11 protein-coding genes are annotated in these 12,528 nt (G+C 61.5%); 2 read left to right on the top strand and 9 right to left on the bottom strand.

Annotation, left to right across the window (positions count from 1 at the left end; translation table 11 throughout):
• Positions 1-2: 2 nt before the first annotated feature.
• Positions 3-1,439 carry a pyruvate kinase gene (gene pyk, locus ACO06R_RS05805; RefSeq protein WP_421857268.1) on the bottom strand — a complete coding sequence of 479 codons (1,437 nt, stop codon included), beginning with the start codon at positions 1,437-1,439 and terminating at the stop codon, positions 3-5.
• A complete protein-coding gene (locus ACO06R_RS05800; protein ID WP_421857266.1) occupies positions 1,436-1,906 on the bottom strand; it encodes a DUF1036 domain-containing protein in 471 nt (156 codons plus the stop codon). The genes pyk and ACO06R_RS05800 overlap by 4 nt, the downstream gene beginning before the upstream one ends.
• 205 nt (positions 1,907-2,111) lie before the next feature.
• Between ACO06R_RS05800 and ACO06R_RS05795 the strand changes: the two genes are divergently transcribed.
• Positions 2,112-2,420, top strand: a complete 309-nt coding sequence (locus ACO06R_RS05795; RefSeq protein ID WP_421857264.1) for a DUF1244 domain-containing protein — start codon at positions 2,112-2,114, stop codon at positions 2,418-2,420.
• A gap of 29 nt (positions 2,421-2,449) precedes the next feature.
• Here the strand turns inward: ACO06R_RS05795 and ACO06R_RS05790 are convergent, their stop codons facing one another.
• The 3 genes from ACO06R_RS05790 to ACO06R_RS05780 form a co-directional block, all read right to left on the bottom strand.
• A complete protein-coding gene (locus ACO06R_RS05790; RefSeq protein ID WP_421857262.1) occupies positions 2,450-3,706 on the bottom strand; it encodes a DUF459 domain-containing protein in 1,257 nt (418 codons plus the stop codon).
• A 45-nt stretch (positions 3,707-3,751) separates the two neighbouring features.
• A complete protein-coding gene (locus ACO06R_RS05785; RefSeq protein WP_421859236.1) occupies positions 3,752-4,963 on the bottom strand; it encodes a lytic murein transglycosylase in 1,212 nt (403 codons plus the stop codon).
• Positions 4,964-5,070: 107 nt separating this feature from the next.
• Positions 5,071-6,651 (bottom strand): outer membrane beta-barrel protein, encoded by a 1,581-nt coding sequence (locus tag ACO06R_RS05780; protein WP_421857260.1) that lies wholly within the window; start codon positions 6,649-6,651, stop codon positions 5,071-5,073.
• Between the two features lie 192 nt (positions 6,652-6,843).
• Between ACO06R_RS05780 and ACO06R_RS05775 the strand changes: the two genes are divergently transcribed.
• Positions 6,844-7,839: a KpsF/GutQ family sugar-phosphate isomerase gene (locus tag ACO06R_RS05775; RefSeq protein ID WP_421857259.1), complete on the top strand. Its 996-nt coding sequence runs from the start codon at positions 6,844-6,846 to the stop codon at positions 7,837-7,839.
• A 22-nt stretch (positions 7,840-7,861) separates the two neighbouring features.
• Here ACO06R_RS05775 and ACO06R_RS05770 read toward each other — a convergent pair whose 3' ends face one another.
• The 4 genes from ACO06R_RS05770 to ACO06R_RS05755 form a co-directional block, all read right to left on the bottom strand.
• Positions 7,862-8,326 (bottom strand): NfeD family protein, encoded by a 465-nt coding sequence (locus ACO06R_RS05770; RefSeq protein ID WP_421857257.1) that lies wholly within the window; start codon positions 8,324-8,326, stop codon positions 7,862-7,864.
• A gap of 19 nt (positions 8,327-8,345) precedes the next feature.
• Positions 8,346-9,326, bottom strand: a complete 981-nt coding sequence (locus tag ACO06R_RS05765) for an SPFH domain-containing protein (protein ID WP_421857254.1) — start codon at positions 9,324-9,326, stop codon at positions 8,346-8,348.
• A gap of 85 nt (positions 9,327-9,411) precedes the next feature.
• On the bottom strand, positions 9,412-10,479 hold the full coding sequence (hemH, locus tag ACO06R_RS05760; protein WP_421857252.1) for a ferrochelatase: 1,068 nt from the start codon (positions 10,477-10,479) through the stop codon (positions 9,412-9,414).
• Between the two features lie 130 nt (positions 10,480-10,609).
• Positions 10,610-12,499 (bottom strand): 5'-nucleotidase C-terminal domain-containing protein, encoded by a 1,890-nt coding sequence (locus ACO06R_RS05755; protein WP_421857250.1) that lies wholly within the window; start codon positions 12,497-12,499, stop codon positions 10,610-10,612.
• Between the last annotated feature and the right edge of the window lie 29 nt (positions 12,500-12,528).

Below are 12,528 nucleotides of genomic sequence, written 5' to 3'. Positions count from 1 at the left end.
TTCTAGATACCGGAGAGCCCGTCGGAGCCGATATAGGCGATCCGCAGCATGTTGGTGGCGCCCGGCGTGCGAAGCGGCACCCCGGCGGTGATGATGACGCGGTCGCCGGGCTTGCCGAACTGTTCACGGAAGGCGATCCGGCACGCGCGATCGACCATGTCGTCCAAGTCGATAGCATCTTCGGTCACGACGCAGTGCAGTCCCCAGACCAGCGCCAACCGCCGCGCGGTCTGAACCACCGGTGACAACGCGATCACCGGTGTCGAAGGGCGCTCCCGCGAAGCGCGAAGCCCGGTCGTTCCAGACGAGGTGTAGCAAACGATCGCCGATAGCTCGAGCGTCTGCGCGATCTGGCGGGCCGCAGCCGAGATCGCGTCCGATCCGGTCGCCTCGGCTTCCGGGCGCTGCGAGTTGATGATGCCCGGATAGTTGGTGTCCAATTCCACCTTCTCGGCGATCCTCGACATGGTCTCGACCGCCTCGACCGGATAATCGCCAGCCGCCGATTCCGCGGACAGCATGACGGCGTCAGCACCCTCGAAGACGGCCGTCGCGACATCTGAAACCTCGGCGCGGGTGGGAACCGGTGCCGAGATCATCGATTCCAGCATCTGCGTTGCAACCACGACCGGTTTGCCGGCACGCCGCGCCGCCCGGGTGATCTGTTTCTGGATCCCGGGTACCGCTTCGAGTGGCATTTCAACGCCGAGGTCGCCGCGCGCAACCATGATTGCATCGGACAACTCGATGATTTCGTCCAGCCGTTCAACCGCCTGCGGCTTCTCGATCTTCGACAGCAGACCGACGCGGCCGCGCGCGATCTTGCGCACCTCGGCCAGATCGTCGGGACGCTGAATGAACGACAATGCCACCCAGTCGACATCCTCCTTGAGGATTGCGTCGAGGTCCACGCGGTCCTTCTCGGTCAGCGCGCCGACGCCGAGCGTCGTGTCCGGCAGGCTGACGCCCTTCTTGTTGGAAATCTTGCTTCCCGACACGACACGGGCGGTAATCGAATTGCCGTCGGTTTCTTCCGCCACCAGTGCCAGCCTGCCGTCGTCGACGAGCAACCGGTGACCGGGCTCGACCGCCTCAAGGATTTCCGGATGCGGCAAGTGGACGCGCGTGGCGTCTCCCGGCACTTCGCGATTGTCGAAGGTGAAGCTCTGGCCAGGTTCGAGTTCGACCGCCTCGTCGGCAAAACTGCCGACGCGCAATTTCGGGCCTTGCAGGTCGGCCAGGATGCCGATCGGACGGCCCACACGCGCCTCGACATTGCGTATCCGTTTGATGAGCTCGCGCATCAGATCATGGCTGGCGTGGCTCATGTTGATGCGGAACGCGTCAGCGCCTGCATCATGAAGTTTGCCGATAATGTCTTCTGTCGATGACGAGGGGCCGAGTGTGGCTAGAATCTTGACTTTTCGGCCACGTTTCACTGGCCATCTCCTTGCGGCGTTATCAAAGGTGCGGTGATCGAACCGCCGGCCGCCGGCTCCGGATCGTCGATTAGCTGTACCATCCAGTTGGATTGGTTGCCGGTGTCGTACTCGCGGAATCCGGCTTTCTGGAATCCCCGCGCGTAACAATCGTTCACACCGGTGATCTTGAACTGGAGTTCGGCTATGCACATGCTGATCGGCCCGTCCCAGCGCCCGCCGCGCACGCCGTCCTCGGCGTAGAGATAGTAGTAGCGTGACTCAAGCGGTCCCTCGATCAAAGTCTTGCAACTCGATCCCTCGATTGCCCACCAACCTTCGGTGATCCAACCAGCTCGGGCCCGGTAACCGATGGCGACTCCCACCAGTTCCTGGGTTGCATTGCAGACACGGAAATCGGCGCGCGCCTGGGATGCGCCGGCAAGGAAGGTCCCAACGACGGCCCCCAAAGCAAGCAGCAAGCGCATGCAAATCGATTTATTCGGCCCGCTTATCGGCATGATTGATGACAATGATATGACGCCAGGCAGTTTGCTTTTCCCCCAATAGGACGTTTGTCGCATGGCCGCACTTTATGTCAATCGTTAGATCACCTTTAGGCTGATTGCCCCCGAAAACCTTGAAGCATCCTGCCGTGCGGCCCTATCTTGCCAGCGAGCAGAGGAGCAGCCCATGAGCAAGATTTCACCACAGCAGAACACCGAATTGGAGGCCGCCGCCTTCCGGCGCCTGATTGCACATCTGCGCGAGCGCAGCGATGTCCAGAACATCGACATGATGAACTTGGCTGGATTCTGCCGGAATTGTCTTTCAAATTGGTATCGCGATGCCGCGGACGCGCAGGGTATCGAATTATCCAAGGATGAATCGCGCGAAATCATCTATGGCATGCCCTACAGCGAATGGCGCGACAAATACCAGACCGAGGCATCCGAAGAGCAGAAGCAGAAGTTCGAGGAGTCGATCACCGCGCACCGCTGATCGAGAACGGCCAAAGCATGTCGCGATAATCAGCCTTCGGGCGGATCGGCTTCCGGTGTCCAGCGGAAATCGTTGGCCCGGCCCGGCTGGGCCGGTGGCGGAACACCGTCCTGAACAAGCCGTTTGATCGCGGATCGCGCCTCGAGCGGGTTCTTGAACAATTCCGGCTCCGGCGCCGTGACATCGCCGAGAAGCGACGATCCGCCATCGAGTTCGGGATCATCGAGCCGGATTGGATTGAAACGCACGAGTTCCGTCTCCGACTGGAACTGCGGCAGCCGCATTGTCGAGAAGCTCTCCGGCGCCAAGGTCGCCAGCGATGGCGCCGACAGGTCGCCAAGCATCTGGCGGATCTGGCGTTCGACGTAAAACGCCAGCTTGCGCTTGCCGGCCTTGGAGAAATTGATGCCGTCGGAGGCTCGCAACCTGACATTGCGGCCATTGATGTCCGATCCGCGCACGGCAAAGGCGCCATTCGCGTCGACAAAACCGTCCCAGATATCGACGAACGAGCCGCCGACGGCCTCGGTGGCGGTGCGGTACATTTCGTTGAAGGCGAGGATATCCGTCGACATGCCCTTGAAACGGAACGGCGGTCCGCCGACCCAGACCAGCGGCGTGTTCGTCGAGGTGACCGCCTTGGCCATGCGCTCGACCCGCCCGACATACTCGGCGTTCCAGGAATCTGAGCGCACCTTGACGCTGCGCCCGCCGACCCGCATCGCTTGGCGGTCGTTGGATCCCAGAAGCACGACAACCATCGAAGGCGAGATCTCTTCGATGATCGCGCCGATGGAGCCCGGCCAGTTGTAGTAGTCGTCGCGCACCAGGCCCGAAGACCCGTTGGCGCGCACCACCACGGAAACGCTCGACACATCGTCGAACGCTTCTTTCAGGCCCTGCGCCATGCCGCCGGCGATGAAGTCGCCAACCACCAAAACAACCCGAGCGTTCTCGTGTTTCTCGACCGGTCCGCTGGGCGCGGCGGCTGCAGCCGCCGCCGGTGGTGGAGCCGAAGTGCCCTCATCCGGCCGTGTCAGCCGCTTGACGACCCGCGACGTTCTTCGCGACCGGGTGCTCCGGTTGGTGCGCGGCTTGATTACTGTCACGCTCGGCGAAGAACCTCTGTCACCGCGCAGCAGTTCCAGCAGCGTTTTCGGCTTACCTGTCTCCTGCGCCTGTGCTGTTGCGGCAAACGGTCCCGCATCCCAGCCGAGCACCGGCACAAGCGGTACGATGACCAGCGCAATCAGAAACCCGGCAATGGCACGTACGAAACGGAGCATGGTCTACTCGACATCCGGCGCGCGCGGCGCAAAACGGCCCGCGTTCTAGCGGCTCCGCAGCACCCTTAGCAGTTCCATCGACGCATAGCCATCCTGCTCCAGCCCGTATTGGGACTGGTAGGCCTTGATCGCCGAACGCGATTGCGGCCCGATCTTTCCGTCAACCGCGCCATCGTAGAAGCCGCTCTGTTTCAGCCGCGCCTGCAATTCTTCGCTCTCTGCGATGTTGAGCTTCGTGAACGGACGGTTCCAGTCCTTGCGCGGCGGCGACCCGCCGCCGATCTGGTCGGCCAGCAGCCCGACAGCAAGCGCATATTTGTCGGCGTTGTTGTAGCGCTTCAACACGAAGAAGTTCTTGATCATCAGGAAGGCCGGACCGTCGCGCCCCTGCAGCACCTTGAGTTCGGCCACGTCGCCACGCCGCGGGAACGGTTTCCCGCTTGCCCGGCGCACGCCGATGCCCTCCCATTTGGCGAGCGACATCTTGCCGGCCGGAAACTTGCGACCTGCCGGCAGCGTCACTTCGTAGCCCCAGGTCTGACCCGTCCGCCAGCCATTGCGCCGCAACAAGTTGGCGGCCGTGAACAGGGCATCGGGCACGGAGTTCCAGATATCGCGCCGGCCGTCGCCATTGGCGTCGACCGCATAGGCCAAATAACTGGTCGGGATGAATTGCGTGTGCCCCATCGCGCCGGCCCACGAGCCGACCAGGCCGCTGCGCGGCACATCGCCGCGCTGCATGATCTTCAGCGCGCCGATCAACTGGCCGCGCGCATACTTGGCGCGCCGCCTGTCAGCATAGGCGAGCGTGGCGAGCGCCCGCGGCACGTAATGCAGCCGGTCCCGGCGCTTGAGAAACTCGCCATAGTCCGACTCCATCGACCAGATGGCGAGTACGATGTTGCGGCTGACGCCGGTCTCCCGCTCGATCCGGCCAAGCAGGCGATTGTATCTGCGCAGCATGTCCCGGCCGGTCGCCACCGACCGTTCGTGCACGCGACTATCGATATACTGCCAGGCCTCGTCACGGAATTCCGGCTGGAAGCGCGCTTTCTTGAGCACCTCGGGATCGGGAGACCGCACATCGGCGAATGCGGCATCATAGGTCCGCCCCGATATGCCGTTGCGCAATGCCGTCGCTCTGAAATCGGCGATCCAGCGCCTGAAACCGGCATCGGCAGATGCCGGGCTCAGCCCTACCGTACCGGTCAGCAGTGCGGCAGCGCCGGCGGCAAGCAGTGTCCTGCGGGTGGTCATGTCGGTCATGGTTTCGTCCACATCGTTTCTCGGCCAGCATTTGTCTGCATGGGATGCGGTGCCGGGGAGTCTATACGAATCAATGGCAACATTTCGGCAACTCCCAATTAGCGCTGCAAGCGAAGGCCGGCGAAGGCCGACATGGAGCGTGATCGGTCCGTCGCCTCGGAACTGAATGTCTGCTCGTATTCGACCCTCGTCGTCACGCCTGCAAACCGGTTGAACCAGTAGGTGTAGGCCGCCCCGGCACGCGCCGTGATTTCATCGGTGCCGCCCTGGGCATCGCGGTAGTCGATACCGCCATTCAATTCTGCGGTCAGGTTGGCGAAGACGCGCTGCGTAACCGCGAGATCAGCCGCATACAGCACTGCGCCGCTCTCGCCGACCGCGCCGGAGGTCTCGGTGCTCGTGCGCAGGCCGAGACGTACATCCGTCTCGCGGACCGGCGACCAGTTGACTTCCGCATCGACGGCGACGCCGCTGATGTCGGCCAGCGCATTGTCGGCGATGTCCTCATGCAGGAACCCGGCCGAAACCTCGCCGTTCAGCTTTTCGCCGAAATCAAACTCCATACCGGCGCGAAGAACATAGCGGGCCGCGTTTCGGTCAACCCCGCCGCTGTCCGGCGTAACATCCATGCGCCGCAGGCCCAGTCCGGCCTCCACGAACGGCGAATACACCGCCGACGCCGCAAAACCTGCCCGCAGCCGGCCATCATAGACAACATCGTCCAGGTCGCCCTGCGATATCACCGTGTTGTCGCTCAACCGCGCATCGCCATAGACGGTGCGCGTGACCGTTCCGCCAATCTCGCCATACAGATTGCCGAAGTCGTGACGGAGATCGAGCGAGCCGTTCAGCGATTGGGTTGCCGGTTCGTTGGTTCCGGTGACGGCCGGAATCAATCCCGGGTCGGTCGCCGCGAAGAAGGCGCTCGATTGCGGGTCCTCGCGGAAATAGCGGTATCCGGCACTCGCGTTCAACGTGGTCGCATCGCTCACGTCGAAGCGCCCGGCAACGTCGATATCGAGTCGCGGCTGCGCCTCCGCATCGCCATCCAGCGATGTCTGCCAGCGGCCGTTTGCATCGACGGAAAGTGAATGCCGGTTCCAGTCGGAGGCGAGATTCAACCGAAGCACACCCTCGGCGAATACCGAGCTTGTGTTGACTTGCGACGTGGTCGTGCCGTCATCGACGGTATCCGTGTCGAAATCGCCGATCACGCCCAGTTCAACGGTTGGACGCAAGATAAACGTGCCGAGGCGGATGCCGGTGGCGGCAAACGGATCATCGTCAACAGATACCGCACCGCCCTGCAGCGGACCGATGGACCCGGTCGCATCGACCCGGCCAGTGGAAAAACGAGCTTCCGGCGGCACGTCGACCGTGATCTCGGCCTCTTCCGCGGGATCGGGAACGGCGAGCGGGGTCGGCAGTTCGAATATGCTCTCGCCGGCTGCCCGTCTTTCTTCCGCTGGGTCGGTTGCTGCCGTTATCGGCCGGTATTGCGGTGCCGGAATGCCGGTTCGCGCCTCTTCCGTTGCCTCATCCGCAGCGGTTGCCTGCGGGTTGCGAAGGAGTATGTCCTCCTCGACAGAGCCGCGCAGCGTGTTGGTCAGTTGAGCGTGCGCAGGCGACACTGTGCCGCCAATTGCAGCAACAATGGCCAGCATGCAGACCCGGCGCATGGCGCTTGTCCGAATTGTGTCGTTGGCATCAAACCGCACGTTCCGCCACCCGGTTATTCTTACCGAAACCTAAACGTGCAGAGTTAATGAATGCTTTCCGAAGAGCCACACGCAGTGGGAAATCAGGTGAAGAAGGTCATGACTTTACTATCGTTCATGGACAAATGCGCCGGTGTGGAGTAGCGCACCGCTATGAGCGATACGGCGAGAAAACCGATGGAACATGCGGAGCCCGTGCGATCGGCGCTGAAAACGCTGGCGGCCGGAGCAAACGGCCTCGCCGCGCTTGAGTCTGCGCTCACGAATGGTTTGGGCGAGCCATTCATGGAAGCGATCAACGCCATCAGCGGTATCAATGGCCGGGTGATCGTCGCGGGCGTCGGCAAGAGCGGTCATATCGGCTCCAAGATCGCCGCAACGCTGGCTTCGACCGGCACGCCGGCGTTTTTCGTCCATCCGGCGGAGGCCAATCACGGCGATCTCGGCATGATAGCCCGAGACGACGCGATCATCGCCATGTCCTGGTCCGGCGAGACCCAGGAACTCAGCGGCATTCTCCGCTACTCCCGCCGTTTCGAGATCCCCCTGATCGCGATCACCGCCGGCGCCGATTCGACGCTCGCGCGCGAAGCCGACATCGTGCTCGTCCTTCCCAAGGCCGACGAGGCGTGCCCGCACGGTCTCGCACCGACCACGTCAACACTGATGCAGCTTGCGCTCGGCGATGCGCTTGCTGTGGCGCTGCTGGAAAGCAGAGGGTTTAGCGCCTCTGATTTCAGGACCTTCCACCCGGGCGGAAAGCTCGGCGCCAACCTCACCCATGTCGGCGAGATCATGCGCATCGGCAGCGAAGTGCCTCTGGTCGCGACCGGCACGCCCATGTCGACCGCCGTCCATGTGCTGGCGGAAAAACGGGTCGGATGCGTCGGCGTGGTTGATCAAGCGGGTCTGCTGGTCGGCATTTTCACCGACGGCGACCTGGCCCGCAATATCGAACGCGACCTGACCGGCCACAGCGTCGATCACATCATGACGACCTCGCCGAAAACCGTCACCGAACAGACCCTCGCGGCATCGGCGATGGATCTGCTGAACCGCCACAACATTTCGGCGCTCATTGTCGTCAAAGGGCGCAAACCGGTCGGGGTCGTGCATTTCCACGATCTGCTGCGGATCGGCGTCGCCTGAACGCTGTTGTCAACAGCTTCGTCTAGACGCTTTCCACCTGAAGACGCTCATTGTCGCCGCCGAGGACGCGAACCGTGGTTCCGGCCGGCAGGTCCGGTCCCTGCACCCGCCAAAGCGTGTCGCCGAGACGCATCTTGCCGACGCCATTGGTGATCGGCTCTTCCAGCGTTGCCGTACGTCCCACCAATTGAGCGACGCGGTTGTTAAGAAGCGGTTCGTCGCTTTCCTTTTCGTTGCGCGCCAGCCACGACCGGCCTGCATAGGCGAGGAATAACGCCAACACGAGAAATCCGAGAACCTGCACCTGCCAGACCCACAACTCGGCGCCCGGCCCCCATACGGCAAGGGAGATCAGCCCGACAATGAGGGCGGCAATACCGAACCACAGGAACAGGATACCGGGTGCGAGGATTTCGAGGCAGAGCAAGGCCAGACCGAAGATGATCCAGCTCCAGCCGCCAAGCTGTTCGATCCAAGTCATGATCATGGCGTTGCTCCTTCGAAACTCAGCTTCCCTGCGTCACGCGCCCGGTCGGCGGCACCGTGCGTGAAGGCGACGATCCACCCGAAGGATTGTCGCCGAAAACCTCTTTTGCGATCGCTCCGATACCGCCGAGAGAACCGATCAGCGAAGACGCTTCCATGGGCATCATGACGATCTTCTGATTCGGTGCCGATCCGATGGTCTGCAGGGCTTCTGTGTATTTTTGCGCCACGAAATAGTTGATCGCCTGCGTGGAACCCGATGCGATTGCATCCGACACCGCCCGGGTGGCGTTCGCTTCCGCCTCGGCCAGACGCTCGCGCGCTTCCGCCTCGCGAAAAGCCGCTTCACGTTCGCCTTCCGCCTTCAGGATCTCCGCCTGTTTCAGGCCTTCGGCGCGCAGGATCTGCGCCTGACGCTCACCCTCCGCTTCCAGAACTTCCGCGCGTTTGTCGCGTTCCGCCTTCATCTGCCGCGCCATGGCGTCAACAAGGTCGGTCGGCGGATTGATATCCTTGATCTCGATCCGCGTGATCTTGATGCCCCAAGGGCTTCCAGCCTCATCGACCACGCGCAACAGGCGCTCGTTGATCGCGTCGCGGTTCGACAGCAACTCATCGAGATCCATCGAACCCATCACGGAACGGATGTTGGTCATCGTCAGGTTAAGAATGGCGTTCTGCAGACCCGCGACCTGATAGGCCGCCTTCGGCGCGTTCAACACCTGATAGAAGCACACGCCATCGGCTTCCACGGAGGCATTGTCGCGGGTGATCACAACCTGCGTCGGTACATCGAGCACCTGCTCCATCATGTTCATCCGCGAGCCCACCCGGTCGAACAGCGGAATGATGATGTTCAAGCCCGGCTCAAGCGTTCGCGTGTATTTGCCAAAGCGTTCGACTGTGTAGTTGAAGCCTTGCGGAACGGTCTTGATCGCCGCAAAAAGCAGCACCACGACCAGCGCGGCGAACACGCCGACGGCAATATCTAGACCGAACATCAAACCCTCCTTGCACGGCAAACGGCATTGCACGCTCAGGTTTAATATGGGGGGATGAAGGGTCCATTACAAAGTTTAGAGGGTTTTAGTCGATCCATCCCCGCAGCTCCCGGCGCACCAGCGTCTCGATCACAGCCATGCCTCCCTCGCTATCGTTCAGGCATGGAACATGGGTGAAATCGCCGCCGCCATGCTCGTGGAAAATCTCTTCGCCCTCGCCGGCGATTTCCTCAAGCGTTTCAAGACAATCGGACACAAATCCGGGATTGAAGACAGCCAGGCTCTTGGTGCCGTCGCGCGCCAGTTGCTCGATCGTCTTGTCGGTATAGGGCTGGAGCCATTCTTCCGGTCCAAAGCGCGACTGGAAGCAAGTCAGAAGCCGCCCTTTTTCCCATCCGAGCCTTTGCTCGAGCAGCCGCGACGTCTTGTGGCACTGGCAATGGTAGGGATCGCCCTTCTTGAAATAGCTCTGAGGAATGCCGTGGTAGGAAGCGATCACCTTCTCCGGCTCGAAATCGATGGCGGCGAAATGCTGCTCGATCGAACGGGCCAGCGCCTCGATGTAGACCGGCTCGTCATGGTAGGCAGGCACTGTTCTGATTGACGGCATGAAGCGCGTTTTCATCAACGATTCAAAGACTTTGTCGTTGACCGTCGCTGTCGTGGCAGCAGCATACTGCGGATAGAGCGGGAAAGCGACGATGCGGTCGCAACCCTGGTCGCGCAGCGCCGTGATACGCTCGTCGATCGACGGATTGCCGTAGCGCATCGCCCAGTCGACGATCACTTCCGGATGCGCCTTCAGCGCCTCGCCGAGTTTGTCGGATTGCGACCGCGTGTAAGTGCGCAGGTAGCTCTCATCGAGATCCTTGTTCCAGATCTCCTCATAGGCCTTGCCCACGCGACCGGGCCGGGTGTTCAACACAATTCCGAAGAGGATCGGATACCAGAGCGCCCTCGGCCATTCGATCACACGCTTGTCGGTCAGGAATTCCCGCAGATAACGGCGCATGGAGCGGTAGTCGGTGCCATCCGGCGTTCCCAGATTGATCAGCAGGACGCCGACTTTCTGAATCTTCACCGGCGGATGCCCGTCCGGCAGCGGCCCAATCGCTTTTGCGGCAGTGCGATCCAGCTTGGTTTCAATATTCATCAGATTGCCTTTTTCCGGAAACCTAGCCGCGTCGGCGCGGTTTTCAATGGGCTTCGCAGACTTCTCCGCAGCATGAAGAAGGGCGCGGACTATGCGTCCGCGCCCTCGCTTGTCGATAGCGCCGATTGGATCAGTTCGGGATTACCAATTCTGCGCCAAGCGGGAGGTTTTTCGGATTGATATCCGGGTTGCCATCCTTCAGCTTGCCCCACATCTGGGCGTCGCCATAATACTGCTTGGCGAGATCCCAGAGATTGTCGCCCTTCGCAATCACATGAGTGCGCGGCGGTACGACCGGAGCGGCGGTCGAAAGCGTGGTGGCCGAAAGTCCGGTCTGCGGAACTTCAACCTTCGCCTCCATGGCAGGTTTGGCTTCCTCTGCCGGCTTTTCTTCCATTGCCGACTTATCTTCCATCGTTTCCGTCATTGCCTTGGCGATGCTGATACGGCCATCGGTGTAAGGCGTGTAGGGGCTGTTTTCGCCGACATAGTCGGCGACGACCTGCTCGAGGCCCGGACCGTAGTCATAAGCGTTCATGCCGTTGGTGGCGAACATCTTGTAGCCGTCGCCGCCACCGCGCATGTAGTTGTTGGAAACAACGCCGTAGGTCGCGGCTGCATCGAGCGGCGCAAAGCCGCCATCGCTGTCAGCGACCATGACATCGGAAATCCGGCTGCCCGGTTCGGCTGCGGCGTCGAATGTGTACTTCATACCGGCAACCTGCGGGAAGCGCCCAGCGCCATCCTCAATCTGGCTGACGCCATTTTCCAGAGCCGCCAGGACGTCCGCGCCCTTGAGCTGGAACGTTGCCAGCGTGTTCTGGAACGGCAGCACGGTCAGCACCTCGCCCATCGTCACCTCGCCGGCGTCGATCGAGGCACGCAGTCCACCGCCATTCTGGATGGCGATCTGGATGCCCTGTTCCTTGACCCGTTCGAGCATCGCGTCGGCAACGAGGTTGCCCATCGAGCATTCCATCGCCCGGCAAACGTCGCGGCTGCCCTCGATGTTGTCGGACGAGGAACCGATGACCTTGCCTTTGAGTTCCTCGATCGGGGCACCGAGTTCGGCAACGCGCGCGACGATTTCCTGATCCTCGGCCACGGAAGCATCGAGTATGACGGTGTCACCGGTCGCCGATGTAACCTTGCCCGCATCGTCGAACACCAGCGTCAGGTGGCCGACATATTTGGAATAGGCGTAGGCCTGAACCACCGGCACATCACCGACCATCGTCGGGTAGGCCATCGCGCCTTCCTCGGTGTTGGAGAACTTGGTGTGCGAGTGGCCGCCGACGACCGCGTCGAGCCCGGCAACCGCCTCGGCGATCGCCATATCCTTGTTCACGCCGACATGGTTGAGCGCGATAATCTTGGTGATGCCCTCGGCCTCAAGCGCCGCGACATCGGCTTTCAGCGCTTCGATCTCGTTGGAGAAGACAACGGCATCGGACGGGCTCGAGGTTTCAGTCGTGTCGACCGCAAGCGCCGAAACGATGCCGATCTTCTCGCCACCGACCTCCAGCACGACATGGTTGTCGATCTTGCCGGCGAGAACATTCGACTGGCTGACATCGATGTTTCCGGAGATCACCGGGAACGATACGTTGTCGGCGAGCTTCGCAAGGCCTTCGTCGCCATCATCGAACTCGTGATTGCCCACTGCCATGACGTCGAAACCGATCTTCTCCATGAACTCGGCTTCGGAGTCGCCCTTGTAGGTCGTGTAGAAAAGCGAACCCTGGTACTGATCGCCCGCGTCGAGGACCACGACGTTCTGCCCCGCAAGCTCGGTGCGCAACTCGTTGATCTTGGTCGCAACGCGCGCCACACCGCCAAAGCACTTGCCTTCCGCATTGTCTTCGGCATTACAGGTCGAATCGTATTTGTTGATCGGCTCGATCCGGCTGTGCAGATCGTTGATGTGAATGACGTGCAGCGTGTAGTCGGCGCTCGCAGCTACCGCTCCGATCGCCAAAGCGGAAGCACTCAACAACATCAGGTTCAGGATTCGTTTCATATCTTTCTCCCTTTCTGTCGGCGCACTGG

Source organism: Oricola sp. (assembly GCF_965230365.1).
Classification (GTDB): domain Bacteria; phylum Pseudomonadota; class Alphaproteobacteria; order Rhizobiales; family Rhizobiaceae; genus Oricola.
Note: the sequence above shows the minus strand (reverse complement) of the source record. Positions and strands in the feature narration are given on the sequence as shown.